The sequence below is a fragment of the Streptomyces sp. NPDC007896 genome (assembly GCF_042959425.1).
Taxonomy (GTDB): domain Bacteria; phylum Actinomycetota; class Actinomycetes; order Streptomycetales; family Streptomycetaceae; genus Streptomyces.
The window spans coordinates 125,712-140,606 of sequence record NZ_JBIBKX010000025.1 but is presented as its reverse complement, the minus strand read 5'-3'; the positions used below and the strand labels follow the sequence as shown (position 1 = coordinate 140,606).

Annotated in this window: 15 protein-coding genes and 2 pseudogenes; 9 read left to right on the top strand and 8 right to left on the bottom strand. The window is 67.4% G+C overall.

Annotated features, from left to right (window positions below; all coding sequences use genetic code 11):
• Nucleotides 1-60: 60 nt before the first annotated feature.
• From ACFZDJ_RS48930 to ACFZDJ_RS48920, 3 genes are all read right to left on the bottom strand, one after another.
• A complete protein-coding gene (locus tag ACFZDJ_RS48930) occupies nucleotides 61-1,341 on the bottom strand; it encodes a hypothetical protein (protein ID WP_391069344.1) in 1,281 nt (426 codons plus the stop codon).
• Between the two features lie 154 nt (nucleotides 1,342-1,495).
• Entirely contained in the window at nucleotides 1,496-2,143 is a 648-nt protein-coding gene (locus tag ACFZDJ_RS48925) for a hypothetical protein (protein WP_391069342.1), read from the bottom strand.
• Nucleotides 2,144-2,313: 170 nt separating this feature from the next.
• Nucleotides 2,314-3,213: a phosphotransferase gene (locus ACFZDJ_RS48920; RefSeq protein ID WP_391069340.1), complete on the bottom strand. Its 900-nt coding sequence runs from the start codon at nucleotides 3,211-3,213 to the stop codon at nucleotides 2,314-2,316.
• Nucleotides 3,214-3,952: 739 nt separating this feature from the next.
• Between ACFZDJ_RS48920 and ACFZDJ_RS48915 the strand changes: the two genes are divergently transcribed.
• From ACFZDJ_RS48915 to ACFZDJ_RS48905, 3 genes are all read left to right on the top strand, one after another.
• Nucleotides 3,953-4,408, top strand: coding sequence for a hypothetical protein (locus ACFZDJ_RS48915; RefSeq protein WP_391069338.1), 456 nt, complete (start codon nucleotides 3,953-3,955; stop codon nucleotides 4,406-4,408).
• 292 nt (nucleotides 4,409-4,700) lie between these two features.
• Nucleotides 4,701-6,290 carry a S8 family serine peptidase gene (locus ACFZDJ_RS48910; RefSeq protein WP_391069336.1) on the top strand — a complete coding sequence of 530 codons (1,590 nt, stop codon included), beginning with the start codon at nucleotides 4,701-4,703 and terminating at the stop codon, nucleotides 6,288-6,290.
• Nucleotides 6,291-6,548: 258 nt separating this feature from the next.
• Nucleotides 6,549-6,845 carry a DUF5958 family protein gene (locus ACFZDJ_RS48905; protein ID WP_391069365.1) on the top strand — a complete coding sequence of 99 codons (297 nt, stop codon included), beginning with the start codon at nucleotides 6,549-6,551 and terminating at the stop codon, nucleotides 6,843-6,845.
• Nucleotides 6,846-7,223: 378 nt separating this feature from the next.
• Here the strand turns inward: ACFZDJ_RS48905 and ACFZDJ_RS48900 are convergent.
• A pseudogene (locus tag ACFZDJ_RS48900) lies at nucleotides 7,224-7,390 on the bottom strand (DUF4291 family protein); the annotation flags it as partial.
• A gap of 125 nt (nucleotides 7,391-7,515) precedes the next feature.
• A complete protein-coding gene (locus ACFZDJ_RS48895; protein ID WP_391069334.1) occupies nucleotides 7,516-8,013 on the bottom strand; it encodes a hypothetical protein in 498 nt (165 codons plus the stop codon).
• 199 nt (nucleotides 8,014-8,212) lie between these two features.
• Between ACFZDJ_RS48895 and ACFZDJ_RS48890 the strand changes: the two genes are divergently transcribed.
• Complete coding sequence (locus ACFZDJ_RS48890) at nucleotides 8,213-9,589, top strand: glutamate decarboxylase (protein WP_391069332.1); 1,377 nt, start codon at nucleotides 8,213-8,215, stop codon at nucleotides 9,587-9,589.
• 194 nt (nucleotides 9,590-9,783) lie between these two features.
• Here the strand turns inward: ACFZDJ_RS48890 and ACFZDJ_RS48885 are convergent, their stop codons facing one another.
• The 3 genes and pseudogenes from ACFZDJ_RS48885 to ACFZDJ_RS48875 all read right to left on the bottom strand — a co-directional run.
• Nucleotides 9,784-10,212: a GAP family protein gene (locus ACFZDJ_RS48885; RefSeq protein WP_391069330.1), complete on the bottom strand. Its 429-nt coding sequence runs from the start codon at nucleotides 10,210-10,212 to the stop codon at nucleotides 9,784-9,786.
• A 7-nt stretch (nucleotides 10,213-10,219) separates the two neighbouring features.
• Complete coding sequence (locus ACFZDJ_RS48880; RefSeq protein WP_391069328.1) at nucleotides 10,220-11,200, bottom strand: membrane dipeptidase; 981 nt, start codon at nucleotides 11,198-11,200, stop codon at nucleotides 10,220-10,222.
• An 84-nt stretch (nucleotides 11,201-11,284) separates the two neighbouring features.
• Nucleotides 11,285-11,383: pseudogene (locus ACFZDJ_RS48875) on the bottom strand (DUF4291 family protein); the annotation flags it as partial.
• Nucleotides 11,384-11,679: 296 nt separating this feature from the next.
• Here ACFZDJ_RS48875 and ACFZDJ_RS48870 point away from each other — a divergent pair.
• From ACFZDJ_RS48870 to ACFZDJ_RS48850, 5 genes are all read left to right on the top strand, one after another.
• A complete protein-coding gene (locus tag ACFZDJ_RS48870; protein WP_391069326.1) occupies nucleotides 11,680-13,131 on the top strand; it encodes an amidase in 1,452 nt (483 codons plus the stop codon).
• Between the two features lie 607 nt (nucleotides 13,132-13,738).
• On the top strand, nucleotides 13,739-14,077 hold the full coding sequence (locus ACFZDJ_RS48865; protein WP_391069324.1) for an alcohol dehydrogenase catalytic domain-containing protein: 339 nt from the start codon (nucleotides 13,739-13,741) through the stop codon (nucleotides 14,075-14,077).
• Between the two features lie 139 nt (nucleotides 14,078-14,216).
• Nucleotides 14,217-14,435: a hypothetical protein gene (locus ACFZDJ_RS48860; protein WP_168504572.1), complete on the top strand. Its 219-nt coding sequence runs from the start codon at nucleotides 14,217-14,219 to the stop codon at nucleotides 14,433-14,435.
• A 16-nt stretch (nucleotides 14,436-14,451) separates the two neighbouring features.
• Nucleotides 14,452-14,772, top strand: coding sequence for a hypothetical protein (locus ACFZDJ_RS48855; RefSeq protein WP_391069322.1), 321 nt, complete (start codon nucleotides 14,452-14,454; stop codon nucleotides 14,770-14,772).
• Complete coding sequence (locus tag ACFZDJ_RS48850; protein ID WP_391069320.1) at nucleotides 14,769-14,891, top strand: hypothetical protein; 123 nt, start codon at nucleotides 14,769-14,771, stop codon at nucleotides 14,889-14,891. The genes ACFZDJ_RS48855 and ACFZDJ_RS48850 overlap by 4 nt, the downstream gene beginning before the upstream one ends.
• Nucleotides 14,892-14,895 lie beyond the last annotated feature (4 nt).

The following is a 14,895-nucleotide window of genomic DNA, read 5'->3' as shown; positions in this document are numbered from 1 at the left end:
CGCAGCCTTTGTCTCCAACTCATTGAACGCGCCTTTGCCACACACTGCTCGCGTGACTCGTCAGCCCAGCAAGTCGAGGACCTCGCGGTAGTCGTCATAGGCTTCGCCGTATTGTTGGGCGGCGACAAGGAACATGGAACGGTCGGTCAAGGCCCGTCCCAACGCCTCCCGGCTCTGCTCCACGCCTGCCACGTCGGCCAAGCGGCGTGCGAGTGCCACGCCTGCGTTGAAGAGCGGGCGGAGTGGCTTCAGGATGCGGTGGCTGCGCTGCTCCCGGTAGAGGGCCGAGCGAATGGTAAGCCTTCGGTGCAGGGCTACCAGTTCGGGAAGATGTCCGCACGGGTCTGTCTTGGCCGCCTCTCTCAGGCTGGCGACCTGTTCTTCGAGGGCGGGCAGGCCGTTGAAGTACGCCTGCTTGATGTCGGGTGACCAGTCGTGGAACGGGAGGCCGAACGGAGGCGCGGGCGCCTTCGACAGCGGCACGGGCTCCACCGACCGGCCCGACAGGGCGTACAGAGTGGTCCACCACGACAGGATGTTGCTCCAGCTCTTGCGTTCCCCGGTCTCGTCCAGCTCGGACAGGAAGGCAAGGGCCTCCTCTCGGGCCCCGCGAGCCTCGACGCGGTGCCCGGCGGCGTCCAGCATCCCGGCCTGGTGGACCAGTTGCCATATCAGGATGGCCAGCGGTGTGCTTCCCTCGCCATCGACTTCGGCGCGGCTGGCGTCCACGATGTCCGCGAAGGCCTCCAGGGCCGCGTAGTGACGTCCAGCGGCATCCAGTTCCGCCGCCCATTCGACCATGGCCCAGAAAGAGACCTTCGCCGAGCCTTCCGAGCGAGCGGCTTGGACCAACTTCCCGCACAGTTCCGCGGCCTCCCGGTGACGCCCGTCCTCGGCCAGTACGGCGGTCAGCGGCCCGTGCCCGTACATGGGGCTGGACACTTGCCCGTGGGCGAAGCCCCAGCGCCCCGCCTCGGCCATCTCCTCGCATATGGCGAAGCCTTCTGCCCGTCGGCCGACGGCATACAGCTCGTACCGGTAAGCGGACAGGGCACGGACAAGCAACTCGGTCCTCTTCGGGTCGCCTGCGTCGACGCGCCGTGCCGTGACAGCCGCCTCGGCATGGCGAGCCAGCTGGACCTCTGGGTGGTCCCGGACCTCTGGCGCGTATCCGTACGAGAGCAGTGCCTCTGTCAGCTTCGGCAGGTAGGTCAAGGGACTCACCACCGAAAGCACCCGGTACGCCTCGACCTGTTGGCCGAGGCTCAGTCGGCCCGACCCGAGCAACATCGTTCGTGCCCGCAACACCGCATCCTGATCGACCTTGTCGGCGTGATCCATGACGGCGATTCTGCGAGCAGGGACAGGGGCCGGACAAGGCTGCTGAGCTGTGCAATCCGTCCTACGAAAACGGTCTCCGAGCTGTCATGATGAGGACGGCATCACCACTCGGCAGCGCAACTGACGCAGACGACCGATGACATGTTCCACCCCGTCAGTACCAGCGGACGTGGCCGGCCGCGCCCTGGCCTGTGCGGGCGGCGTGGCGGAGAACGCGCAGCGGGCCGTCAAGGAGCTCGTCGGCGTGGTGGTCAGGATCGTCGCCCAAGCCGGTCATCCACGCGTGGATCCGCTCGACGGCGTCCCGCCGCTGGGCTCCGGTCAGGGCAAGGGCTTCCTCGGCCGCCGGAAGCTGAGTGCGGACTTGCTCGGCGTCGAGCAGGAAGTCCCCGAACCAGCCCGGCAGCCGCAGCACCGCGTCGGGACCGAGCGCGTAGGCCAAGGCCGAGAACGGGCTGGCCTTGCGGGCCACGGCCACGAACAAGCCCTCCTCGCCATCGGACGGAAACTGGTCCATAACGGCGTCACGCAGGGCCTCCACGTGCTCGGAGTCGTCACGGCAGGCGTCGAGGAACGCGCTCAGCCGGGAGGCGTCCTCGTAAGCGCTCCAACTGCCGGGAGTGGTTGTCGACTCACTGAACATGGACTCGTGCGCCTTGCCCCGCCACCAATCCAGCCCGCCGGGCACGTCCCAGTGCACCGACACCGGCGCCGGCGACGAGTCCTGAACCGCAGCGCGCAGCAGGTCCCACACCTGCTCGTCAGGCATCGCGCCGACGACCCACACACCCGTGACGCTCACCCCTGCCTCCCACTGCTACTCCAACCCCAACAACCTGATCATGCACGACTCTGCGTGCCTCTATTTCGCTGGGTTGTGAACGCCGCTTGGTGCCATTTGTCTGCAGCATGATGGGCGCTGGTACCCGCACGGTGGTTGATGTCCTTGGCCGCTCGGTCGAGATGCGGTGGCTAGGGCGGAAACAGCCATTCCATCGCGGCAAGGCTCTTGTCGACGTACTTGCTTTGTTCCGTCTCGATGCCGTGTGCCAGGTCCTCGAAGACACTGCACCTGGCATAGAACACGGCGCGCTCGCTGAGAGCCGCGAGGTCGTTGGCGTCGGTTCGATAGCTGCTGATGGCGGCGCGGGCAGCGGCAGGGCCGAGATCGCGGTAGAGCAGCCCGAAGTCGTAGGCCGGATCGACGACGGCTGCATCGCTCCAGTCGATGATGCCGGTCACCGTCCATGCGACCGGGTCGATGAGAACGTGTTCGATCCCCAGATCGTTGTGGGAGAACGTTGGGGTGCATCCATCGTGCGGTGGTGCGGCATCCAAGAACGCCTCGACGGGTCGGCGGTGCGCCGCCGGTACCTGCCCGGCTACCGTCACATAGTTCTCCGTGGCCTCATGTCGCCACTCGGCCAGCGGCTGGTGGTCCGCGTCCACCAGATCGACCAGCCGATCGATGGGAACAGCATGCAGCGCAGTGAGCAGCTCGCCGAGCGTGGCGGCGATCGACGTGCCGTGGGCCGATCGCTGGTGCCGCGACATATCCAACAGTGGCGCGCCGGGAAGCTTGTAGTAGGCCAGACATCCCTGCTCCGCGACTGTGAACGTCGGTTCGGGGACGGGCAGCGGCGAGATATCGGCGACGGCAGCAAGCACGCGGGCCTCGTGGCCCACCAGGGCGGTCCGCCGTGCCAGGTCGGGCTCCTTGCTGAAGCGCACGATCAGCTCACCGTTGACCTCGTACGCCAGGTTGTCCAGGCCCTCGCCAAGCGGCACAACGGAGTCGATCTGATAGTCGAGCATGTGCGTCACCACGACGCTGCGGACGTCTGCGACGCGGTCGCGGCTGCGACTGGTCATCTGCCGACCTTATCAGTCGATCGCATGAGGCCGGCGGTGGTCATCGGGTGGCCGCGCGGTCGCCGGCCAGGCCCGCAAGGCGCGGATGTCCTCCTTTCAGGCACGGGAAAGAGGCTGTGAACGCGGCTTGGTGATCCACGTTATGCGGTCCCGCTTCCACGCAGCGGGAAAACGGGTGGATGCCGTGTGCACCGCGCGAATCCCTCGTCGGGGTTCTTCCGTGGCGTACGGGGTGGGGTCGGCCTGTGTGGGCGGCCACTGATTTTCGACTCGCCTTCACGAGGCACCTCGCGCCGTGACCGCGGACCGGGGAAGAGCAGGACGGCGGCCGAGAGGACGATCACTGCCGCAGATGCGGCCGCTTTGCTGATCGATGTGGCGATCGGTAGTGCGCCGACCAGACGGCGTAGCGCCGTGTGAGTTGCCAGTGCCACGGCCGCCCTCTTCGGGCGAGGGGGCTTGCGTCATCAGGCAAGGGGGCTTGCGTCATCGTCAACTTGTCCGTTGCCTCCGGCGCTGGGGCGATGCCGGTCGGGCACGACGCCCCCAGTACGTCTCGGTCGGCGGCGCGCGATCCGGGTCGGCGGTCGATCGGGATGCCTCCCCCGGAGGCGGTCGTCGGATTGCGGTGGGGCCGCACTCCCCTTAATTTCAGGTCGTCGGGTATACCGACAAGGCGGCATAAAATCATTATGTCCGCTTTTCCGTGGTGACAGCGAATGGAGCATTCATGTCGGTGATGACCGGTACTCAACCCCTACAGCAGTTCGGCCAGCAGATGGGCGGCTCGCAGCAGATCGCCCAGGTGGTCCAGCAAGCGATCCAGCAGGCGTGCCAGCAGACCAGCCAGCAGGTCGCGCAGCAACTGCAGCAGACGTTCCAGCAGATCCAGCAGGTCCAGCAGCAGCTCCAGCAGCAGGGATTGGCCCAGCAGGCGCACCCCTACCTGGCTCTCGCGCTGCACCGCTCGCTGCACACGGGCATTCAGCACGCTGTGGAACAGTCCGTGCAGCAGGCGCTGCCGACCGCGATCGTGGCGCTGCTCCAGCAGAGCCAGCAGGGCCAGCAGGGCCACCAGGGCCAGCAGCAGTGGGGTGGTGGGTTCGGCCAGCAGTCGTTCGGTCAGCCGTTCCAGCAGTACCAGCAGCCCGGCTTCGGCTTCGGCCAGATGGGCCAGCCGTACGGTATCGGCTGACCCTTGGGCGGCCTGATGCGGTGTGCCCGGAGCAGTCTCCGGGCACACCGCATCACCGTGGAAGCGCGAGATCGTGGAAGCGCGAGCCGCCCCGCCGCCGGATCAGGAGCACAACGACGACGTAGGCGTGGTGAAGGTGGACGTGATGGTCAAGGAAAGGCCCGGAAACGGCAGCGAGAGCGGGGCCGAGGGTGCGGGGGTGGGCGGGCCCGGACCCGAGGCTAGGCAAGCGGGGCCAAGCAAGAAGGGCGCGCAGTCACCCCTTCCGGTGCAGCCGCGCCGGGAGCGGTACATGGTGACACCGCTGCCGCAGCATCTGCTCCCACCGGGAGTGCCCGAACTCGGCATGGACGCAATGTGTGACCGACTGGACCGGATGCCCGAGGTCAAAGTGGTCCGCAGACTCCGGCCGTCGGAGAAGGCCCAATCGGGCGAACTGCCCCCCTCCTGCCCGGAAATCGCTGTCGTCGAGGCAGCCGAGGCTCAAGTACCGGCGATGCGGTCGCTGCACGTGCACATCGAGCCGGACCTGCCGCTCTCCGGAACCGGCCCCGCCGCCCGGCCGACCACGGGGGTCCTGCCGCTCCGCGATCCGGGGCTGGTCGCACCACTGGAAGAACCGGTGGCGATCTCGCTGCGCATCTGCGGCCCGGAGGGCGAACCGCTGGCCGGCGCCGGAGTGTTCCTGATCGGGGCGTCATGGCCGGGCCAGGGCCTCACCGGGGCCGACGGGACGACCACCGTCATGATGGCCACGGACACCCCGCAGTCCATTCAGTCCCTGTACGTCCGGCCCGCGGGCGGTTATGCGGACCGCTGGATCCATCGCCCGGATCTGTCGGTGACCCGGGAGAACCTGGTCACCCTCACCCCGCTGGCCAAGGTCTACCCAGGGCTGGAAGAGAGACAGCAGTACGGCTGGGGTCAGCAGGCCATGCGGTTGGACCGGCTGCCTCCCACATTCCGTGCCTTCGGGGTCAAGATCGCGGTCATCGGTTCGGGTGTCGCCGCCGAGCACCCCGATCTCAAACAACGGGTGCGCTCCGGGGTCGATCTCGTACGCGGCACGGAAGAGGGCTGGGCCCACGACACGGTGGGCACCGGTACCCACGCAGCGGGCATCATCGCCGGGGCGGACACCGGCACGGGCGTCATCGGCATCGCGGTCGACGCGGAGATCGATGTCTGTCAGGTCGTGCCCGACGGCTGCTTCAGCGACGTGATCGCCGCTCTGGACTACTGCATCGAACACGAGGTCGACATCGCCCATATCTCGGTGGCGACCCCGTACTCGTCGGCGCTGGTCTCACGCAAACTTGCCGATGCCAACGCGGCGGGTATCGCCTGCGTCGCCCCGGCGGGCGACACGGCTGGACCGGTCGCCTTCCCGGGCTCGTTGCCCACCGTGTTCACCGTGGGCGCCCTGGGGGTCTTCGGGTCCTATCCACCGGACACATCCCAAGCCACCCATTCGGGCCCGCAGCTGACACCGGAAGGGCTGTTCGCCGCGCCGTTCAGCTGCTACGGCCCCGGGGTCGACGCGGCTGCCCCCGGCGTGGCGGTTCTGTCGTGCTCGCCGCTCGGCGGATACACGGCTCTCGACGGCACCGGCACGGCGTCGGCCCACGTCGCCGGTCTTGCCGCCCTCGTTCTCGCCCACCACGAGGATTTCCACGGCCAACTGCTGCCACGCGGACCTGGCCGGGTGCAGCACCTGTTCGACATCATCGCCGGCAGCTGCCGCCCGCTGGCTGCCCCTGGCACGGTGGCGGCGGCCCGCGTCGGACGCGGCCTCCCCGACGCTCTCGTCGCCCTCGGCCTGGCCCTCGGAGTGCAACTCGCTCCGGCCTTGTCCCCGTACGCCTCGTCCATGGCCGGTTAGGCCCACGCCCACAACAGCAAGCGCACGCAACGGCGCCCGCCTTGAGGAGACGGGCGCCTTTGCGCGTGCCACGCGTCCCAGCAGACCTGCAGTACGGGGCCGGAATCCTGCTGATGTCGAGGCACTGCTGACCACTGGGTCGGGGGCGTGAGATTCAGTCCTCTGCGGACGCGATTCCCGTCGGGCAAGACGCTCCCCAGTTCGTCTCGAACGGGTCACCCAGCTTGACGCCCATCCGGCCGATCCCGCAGTACCCGTATATGTTGCGGTCAAGATATTGCTGGTGGCTGCGCTCGGCTGCGATATTTCCATGCCGAGGAGGCCATTGCGCGCTCTGGGTTGCGCCCGACCTACACGCCGACCGTGATGCTGCCGCGATGGCGGCTGAACATGGCCGATCTGCCGTCCTACGACCGTGCCAGGGCGTTTCGTCTGCTGGTCGCACTGTTCGCCATCGCGGACACCCTCCGGCGCGAGCGCTACGGCTTCGGCGGGTGCGGCCATGAGTGGCACCAGCTGGCCACTTGCGAGGATGCCGGGCCGGCCCCTACGTGAGCATCCTTTGGTGGGAGCCGCACCGACGGGGTTCGCAGCCGTGCGCAGCGCTCGACGAAGCGGGGCTCCCTCCATGTGCTGATCGGCTCGCTGGAGGTCGGGTAGATCTCCAGGAGCGAGAGGTATCCGTCCTTCGTGAAGACCATCACTCCGGCATCCTCCGGTTCGGCGTACCAGGCGTCCGCGGCCGGATTGCCGTGAGCGGGAGCCGGTCAGCAGCGCGTTCAACGTCGCCGCGACATCCAGCGGGGGGCAGCCATCCGCCTTGGCCACGCCGATCTGGCACGAAACGCCCGTTCCGGCGAGCCTGTGCTGCCATGTGACCCGTAGGCGGCAGCCGGCCGTTCGGTGAACTTGCCTGTCACGGCCTCAGGGCGGCCCGCGTTGGAGTGAGCGGTGCGTCAGGGGGCGCAGGTGCAGGTCGCGCTCGGGGCCCCACTGGACGCGGGCCGGTGCGCGCTTGAGTTGACCTTGCCAGGTGCCGCGGTCGGGGTGCAGGCCGGCACGTAGCTGGACAGGCAGGCATGGCGCAAAGCACGTATGAAGGTCTGGGGTGTTACCGCCCCCGGGTGGCAAACGACCAACTGTGGGCCGACCCAGCCGCGTTACGCGGCGTAGAGAGCCGGGCACACGTCGGGGCGCCCGTTGGGCTGGGTCCTTGCGGCCGTCGTTACTGCGAGGCAGCTTTGAGCTGAGCGGTGATTTTGGCCAGAGCCTTTTCGGCGGGGTGCTGTTTGATGAGCCCTTCACGCCCTGCGGCACGGAGCTCCACGACCGCTACACCTTCGGGACCTGCGGCCACAACAGCGGTCACAATGGTGGGGTTCAGGCCCCCAATCCCTACACCGACTATCGCTCGTACGGCGATGTCCCCGTTGTCTCGGGCCTCCGCGCCCAGCAGATTCCCCATGTCGGCCAGAGTCGTGTGGACCAGTTGGGTGACTGCCGTCACCGTTCCGGACAACTCGACACGAGTGGTACTGACGTCCTTCTTTGTCCATTTGAAGCCTCGCGCGGCTCCACGAGCACCGCCCCGTGCCCCTGCTCTACCCAAACCGTGCGTTCCGGTGGCCGCCCCTCCAGCGGCGGCTCCTATCGAGCCGCCCTTCGCACCGAGTTGCATCAGTGCGGCGAGCAGGAGCTCGTTCTCGCTGGCCTCATCGAACATGCCCGCCTCCTCAGCACCAACAAGACATGGCTCTACAACCAAGTCACCCAGTCTTACCACTGGCCAGCGGCCTTCTCTAGATCGGCTGCCGCATGTGGTCCGGCGGCCGCAGCTCCATCGCTGGCCCGCAGGTCACCTCCGTTCGGAGCCTCGCTATGTGTCTCGGCGTGTCCCTTGCCGAGACAGGCACCGGCGCTGTTTGAATCGTCATATGACTAAGGGTGACGATGCGGCCCTGTTCGGCAACCGATTCTTGACCATGCCCGCTCCCTCGGAGAGCTTCCCCGAGGAAGGCATGGCTGCGACGGACGCAATGAGGCTGCTGGATGTGGACCTCGCCATGGAGGGTGACCCGCAGCGTAACCTCGCGACGTTTGTCACCACTTGGATGGAGCCGGAGGCGCAACGGACCATCGCCGAGAATCTCCACCGCAATTTCATCGACCATGCGGAGTACCCGATTTCCGCCGAGATCGAGCAGCGTTGCGTGCGCATGCTCGCCGACCTCTTCAATGCGCCGGGCAGGACAACCGGATGTCGGACCCAGGGCTCGTCCGAGGCGATCATGCTCGGGGCGCTGTCGCTGAAGTGGAAGTGGCGGGAGCGCCGCCAGGCGGCCAATCTGTCGGTCGACCGACCCAACTTGATCTTCGGCGGGGACGTCCACGTCGTGTGGGAGAAGTTCTGCCGCTACTTCGACGTCGAGCCGCGGATCGTGCCGCTTGCCGAGGGCAAGTACACGATCGGCCCGGAGGACGTGGAGCCTCTCCTCGACGGGAACACGATCGGCGTCGTCGCCGTCCTCGGCACCACGTTCACCGGCCACAAGGACGACGTCGTCGGGATCGACAAGCTCCTGCGGGACGTCCGCAAGGAGCGGGACCTCGACATCCCGATCCACGTTGACGGAGCCAGTGGCGCATTCGTGTGGCCCTTCCTCTACCCGGACTCGAAATGGGACTTCCGGCTTGAGCAGGTCCGTTCGATCAACGTCTCGGGACACAAGTACGGCCTGGTCTACCCCGGCATCGGTTGGCTGGTCTTCCGCGAGGAGTCCGACCTGCCCAAGGACCTCGTGTTCCACGAGAACTACTTGGGCAAGACCGACGCGACGTTCACGCTGAACTTCTCTACCGGCGCGTCGATGGTGCTCGCGCAGTACTACAACTTCGTCCGGCTCGGTCGCCAGGGCTACACCTACGTCATGAAGATGTTGCAGGAGAACGCCCACGCGTTGGCGGACAACCTGCGTAGCAGCGGCCGCTTCAAAGTGATCGGGAGCGACCTCGAACAGCTGCCGCTGGTTGCCTTCCGTCTCGTCGGCAAGCACGCCTACGACGAGTCCGACGTCGCCTGGCAACTCTCGGCCGAACGCGGCTGGATGGTGCCTGCGTACACGCTCCCGCCCAACGCGGAGCGGGTGAAGATCATGCGTGCCCTGGTCAAGGAGACCCTGAGCCGCGAGCAGATCGATCGCCTGAGCCAGGACATTGCCGACGCGTGTCGCACGTTGGACGACAAGGGTGCGACCCATGAGATCGAGCGGGCTCAGGTCAAGCGCGGCACCGGCTACTGACGCACCTCTGCTCCCCGGTCGCACACACCTGCCGGCTCTGAGGGCGTCTCCACAGCGACCCCTGCCTCGGGTAGATCTGCTGCGCGTGCCAGATGCGTGCCAGATCGAACGGTCATTCACGGTCAGTTGAGGAGCACAGCGGCGTCCACGCGTTCGTGACCACCGTCGCAGCGCACAACGCGTGAGGAGACCCGTCAGGAGGTGAGGATGCCGATGCCGTCACCGAGCGGTTTCAGCCCGATCACGAAGAGCAGGACCGCCATCACGGCGACGTTGTGCTGAGCTGCCCAGTCTTTCCAATTGCCGAGTGTGGTCTTCGCTCGCTCTCCCCCGAGCATGGAGACCCCCAGTGGGGCCAGCAGGCCGAGGCTGGCAATCAGGACGAAGATCGCCAGCGAGGCGATCTCCTGCCCGACCAGCAGTCCGGCTGAGCCGATGGAGGCGGCCGCGGCGATGGTCAGCGGGGCGTTCTTGGCGTTGAGCGCGGTCAGGGCCAGTCCGAGTCCGAAGACCTTGACCGGCGTGAGGCGGTCGATCGCGGCCATCCACTTCGGCAGCTGGGCTTGTGAGGGATCCTTCGGTTGCCGGTGCCATTGCCGGGCGCCGAAGAGGACGAGGAGCACGCCCAGACTACTGCCACACCAGCGCGGCGACGCGGCGGAAGTTGCCGCCCAGGATCGCGGTGACGGCGTCGTGGGGGTATCCCCGGGCGAGCAGCGCGTCTTCGACAGTCAGCAGACTTTCCGGGGGCATGAAGTTGATCGGCCCCCAGCGAGTGTAGCAGTCGGGGAACAACTCCGGGCTCTGTTCGAGCATCGCGTTGAAGTCCTCGTGGTCGAACGGGTAGTCGGTCGACACTCCGACGTGTTCCGGGCCTACGAGATCGACGGCGTAATCGATGTGCCGCACAAGTGCGTCGATGGTGGCGTCGTTGGGGCCGAGGAAGATACCGACACCGGTGATGCCGATGACCCCGCCCGTGGCGGCGCATTCCTTGGCCTGTTCGTCGCTGATGTTGCGGGGATGGTCCCACACCGAGCGCATGCATGAGTGACTGTAGATCACCGGCTGTTCGGAGACCTCGCACATGTCCAGCCCGGTTCGGGCACCGCAGTGAGATCCGTCTACCACCATGCCGACGGCATTCATCTCCCTTATCAGCGCCCGACCGTAGGCGGTGAGCCCCTCGTCGACCTCGTCCAGGCAACCACCGCCCGCCGCGTTGCGGTTGTTGTAACTCGGCAGCATCATGCGGACACCGAGATCGTAGAAGTGGCGCACCCGGTCCAACTGCCCATCGAGCGGGCCGGAATCCTCCAGGTCGAAGGCCACCGCCACATCCCCCGCACGGCTGGCGGCTTCAACGTCGTCGACGCTCGCAGCGAGCCGCAAACGTTCATCCGCGGCGATCCGCTGTCGCCAACTCGCGATCAGGCCGGTGACGTCATCAGCGCTGTGGGGAACATAGCCCACGTTCACCGAGACGAAGCTGCCTCCCGGTCTGCGGTAGCGGGCCAGTTCGCCGACATCCGCGCCTCTCTCCAACGGCAGGCAGCAGTGTTGCTCCCACAGCAAGGGCGGACGGCGCGGGCCTGAAGATTCGTTCGGCATGGTACGCATCATGCCCGTGCCCCACCGGCTCCAGACTCGGCAGCGGGGACTGGGGTCCGTTCACCCTGGCCATCCTTCAGATCCCAGCCACAGGAACGACGGCTTGATCCACGTCATCCGATCTCGCTGCCAGGCCGCCGGGAAGCGGCCCTCCCGGGCTGCGAGCAGGCTGATCTCCGGTGGATTCGATGCGCGCCATCGAATTACCTGAGCACCCGGTTACCGAGTCCCTCCGACAGCAGATCAGAGCGGCGGCGATGCCGGCGAAGGCCAGGAAGTGTTCCGCTTTGCTTCGTAGCGACGGTGTGGATCTTCGACCCCTTCTTGCCGCGATCGGAAGGATCGCTGGGAGACAGCCACGACGTGAGGCGGGCGAATCGTCTGTGGCCGGAGAGAAACTTCCTGAGCATTGAGACATCAACCCCGTTGTGCGAAGCGGCATTTCATGACCTCCTCCCGTCGCCGATACGGTCGCGTTCATGGAGTGGAATATTGAGACGGCCGAAAACCTCGCGGCTGCCTTGCGCGCCGGTGAAGTGTCCTCGGCGGAACTGACCGACGAGGCGATCACCCGTATCGAGCGGGACGACAAGGCGATCAACGCGATCTGTGTGCCGGACTTCGACCGTGCACGGGCCGCCGCACGCGGTGCCGACCAGGCGCGCGCCCGCGGTGAGGACCGGCCGCTGCTCGGCATTCCGGTGACGGTCAAAGAGTCCTACAACATCGCCGGGCTGCCCACGACCTGGGGCATGCCGCTACACCGCGACTACATGCCGGCCGAGGACGCGGTGCAGGTGTCGCGGCTCAAGGCCGCAGGCGCGGTGATACTCGGTAAGACCAATGTGCCTTTGGGGCTGCAAGATGTGCAGAGCTTCAACGAGATCTACGGCACCACCAATAACCCGTGGGATCACGGTCGCACGCCGGGTGGATCCTCCGGCGGATCAGCGGCGGCCCTGGCGTCCGGATTCGGCGCGCTGTCCATCGGCTCCGACATTGGCGGTTCGTTGCGCACCCCCGCACATTTCTGCGGTGTCTACGCACACAAGCCGACGCTCGGGCTGGCGGCGAGCCGCGGTATGGTCCCGCCGTCCGCGCCGGCTTTGCCGGCCGACGTCGACCTCGCTGTCGTCGGTCCGATGGCGCGCACTGCCCGCGACCTCACGCTCCTGCTCGATGTCATGGCCGGACCGGACCCGCTGACGCTCGGTGTGGCGCACGACTTGACGCTGCCGCCCGCGCGCCACGAGCGGCTCTGCGACTTCCGGGTCCTGGTCCTCGACGAGCATCCGCTCATTCCGACCGGGTCCGCTGTGCGGGCGGGCGTGAACCGGGTGGCCGACGCGCTTGTCGACGGCGGTGCCCGCGTCGAGCGGCACAGTCCGCTGCTGCCCGATCTGACCGAAGCCGCGGTGCTCTACACGCAGTTGCTCTTTTCAGGCTTCGCCGCACGTTTTCCCGTCGAGGCGTACGAGCAACTGCGGACCCTCGCCGCCGGACTGGGGGCAGACGACCAGAGTCTCGACGCGGCGCGACTGCGCGGCATGGTGTTCAGCCACCGCGACTGGATCGAGGCGAACAACTGTCGCGAGCTCCACCGCCACGGCTGGCGGCAGCTCTTCACCGAGTTCGACGTCGTGGTGTGTCCCATCACGCCCACTCCCGCGTTCCCGCACGACCACAACCCCGATCCGAGGGAACGCCGACTCGACATCGACGGCGTCGAGTACCCGTACCTCGACCAGCTCGTCTGGGCCGGCCTGCCCACCATGCCCGGTCTTCCCGCCACCGCCGTACCAGCGGGCCGGTCCCCCGAGGGTCTGCCGGTGGGAGTGCAGCTCGTCGGTCCGATGTTCGAGGACCGCACCCCGCTGCGGCTGGCCGAACTGCTCGAGCAGAAGATCGGCGGCTTCCAGGCACCGAAGTAGGGCGCACTACCTGGGTGTCCGTCGAGGACGAGGTGCGGATCACGACGAGATCCTCCGCATGCGCACAGTCGCTGCCCAGCACGCAAATGTCACCCGCCTCCCGCAACACGAGAGGAGGTTGTCGCCGCAGGTCAGCGACGTGCACTTTCATCGGCGGCCTGGCGAACCACGGGGCGGTGCAGTGGAGTTGAGACGGCCTCGCTCTACCTGGCGCAAGTCGTCCTTCACAACTGTTCCCAGGCCGGCGAGGAACAGCCGGACCGTACCTATGGCGGCCTCCACGAGCAGCCTCGGTTGCGGCGTCAGCGCTACGCGAGGAGAGGCTTCCGGTGCGTGGTGAGTACGGCCTCGACACCGTCCAGGCAGCGGTAGCCTCACCGATAACTCATGGTGAAGTCCCGGCCGGCCAGACGCGCGCGGGCTGTGAATGGCGGCCGGCAAGATCACCTTCGACGCCGCGACTCTCGCCACACTCGATGCCATCGAGTCCCGATCCAACGAGGCCCCCATCGGCTGACCGGAACCAACGGCGGCCCCGACGTTCTTCGATTCGTGGACCGGAACCTGCCCGCGCCCGGCCCCGGCGAAGTTCGCGTCCGGGGTTACCGTGTCCGGGGTCAACCCGACGGACGGGCAGGTCCGCTCCGGCGCCGCCGACCCCAAGCACTTCTCCAAGGCCACCCCGCACCTCGACGGCGCCGGCACGATCGACGCGGTCGGTGAGGGGATCGACCAGAGCCGGGTCGGCCGACGGGTCCGGCTGTTCATGGCCTCTGCCGACGAGGCCGGTTTCGACGTCGGCGCCTCACTCGGCGTCCCCGCGCTCACCGCGCACCGCGCGCTCGCCGTCGCCGCGGGCGGGACCGGGGCGATCGGGCACGCGGTGATCCAGCTCGCCCGACGGGTCGGCACCATCGTGATCGGCGCGATCAGCGTCCCGGCGTGAGTCGTTCGGCAGTCGCGGTGAGTTCCCGCCAACTGGCGTGGTTTTTATCATGCGTTGAGGCCGTTTGTCGTCGGCGGTGTGCCGGGCATCGTTGACGTGCCGGACCGTCCGGCGCGGCGGAAGCGACGAGGTGGCACAGATGGCTGACGTGAACCCGGAACCGATCGCGACCTTCTGCGGCGACTGCAACTGCGGTTGTCCCCAGCTCTTCCTGGACCCGGATGCTGCCGAGGACAGGCGGGTACGCATCACCGACGACTTCGGACAGCAGGTACAGATGAGCGAGGAGCAGTTCGCCGACCTCGTCGCCCAGGCCAAGGCCGGCGCCCTGGACCGGCTCACCGTGCCGTCGGCCTGACGACGGCACAACTCCCGTGAACGACGACACCCTCACCGTCGGCGTCCTCCTCTTCGAGGGCGCCGAGGAACTCGACGTCGCCGGTCCTTGGGAGGTACTGGGGTTCTGGGCCGCCCACATCGCGTCGTCTCCGGTGCGGGTCCTGACCCTCGGGCCCCGGGCGGGTGTGGTGCGGTGTTCCAAGGGGCTCGGCCTCGTCGCGGATCACGACCTGATCACGGCGCCGCCGCTCGATCTGCTGACACCCATCGCGACTACCTCGACAAGCTCGCGAAGATCGACAGCTCGGTCGACCTACGCGCCGGGCAGCGGTACGTCGACTACGGCGACATCGTGACCTCCGCCGGTGTATCGGCCGGGATCGACATGGCGCTGCACCTCGTCGGCCGTTTCGGCGGGGCCGAGGAGAGCGAGCTGACCCGGAACGGAATCCAGTACGAGCCACACGGCGGGTGACGGC

What these genes read in the sequence shown, in the direction of transcription:
- ACFZDJ_RS48930 (WP_391069344.1), bottom strand. Translation starts at nt 1,341, where the DNA reads ATGGATCACGCCGACAAGGTCGATCAGGATGCGGTGTTGCGGGCACGA.
- ACFZDJ_RS48895 (WP_391069334.1), bottom strand. Translation starts at nt 8,013, where the DNA reads ATGTTCGATGAGGCCAGCGAGAACGAGCTCCTGCTCGCCGCACTGATG.
- ACFZDJ_RS48910 (WP_391069336.1), top strand. Translation starts at nt 4,701, where the DNA reads ATGGTGACACCGCTGCCGCAGCATCTGCTCCCACCGGGAGTGCCCGAA.
- ACFZDJ_RS48860 (WP_168504572.1), top strand. Translation starts at nt 14,217, where the DNA reads ATGGCTGACGTGAACCCGGAACCGATCGCGACCTTCTGCGGCGACTGC.
- ACFZDJ_RS48880 (WP_391069328.1), bottom strand. Translation starts at nt 11,200, where the DNA reads ATGCCGAACGAATCTTCAGGCCCGCGCCGTCCGCCCTTGCTGTGGGAG.
- ACFZDJ_RS48915 (WP_391069338.1), top strand. Translation starts at nt 3,953, where the DNA reads ATGACCGGTACTCAACCCCTACAGCAGTTCGGCCAGCAGATGGGCGGC.
- ACFZDJ_RS48920 (WP_391069340.1), bottom strand. Translation starts at nt 3,213, where the DNA reads ATGACCAGTCGCAGCCGCGACCGCGTCGCAGACGTCCGCAGCGTCGTG.
- ACFZDJ_RS48870 (WP_391069326.1), top strand. Translation starts at nt 11,680, where the DNA reads ATGGAGTGGAATATTGAGACGGCCGAAAACCTCGCGGCTGCCTTGCGC.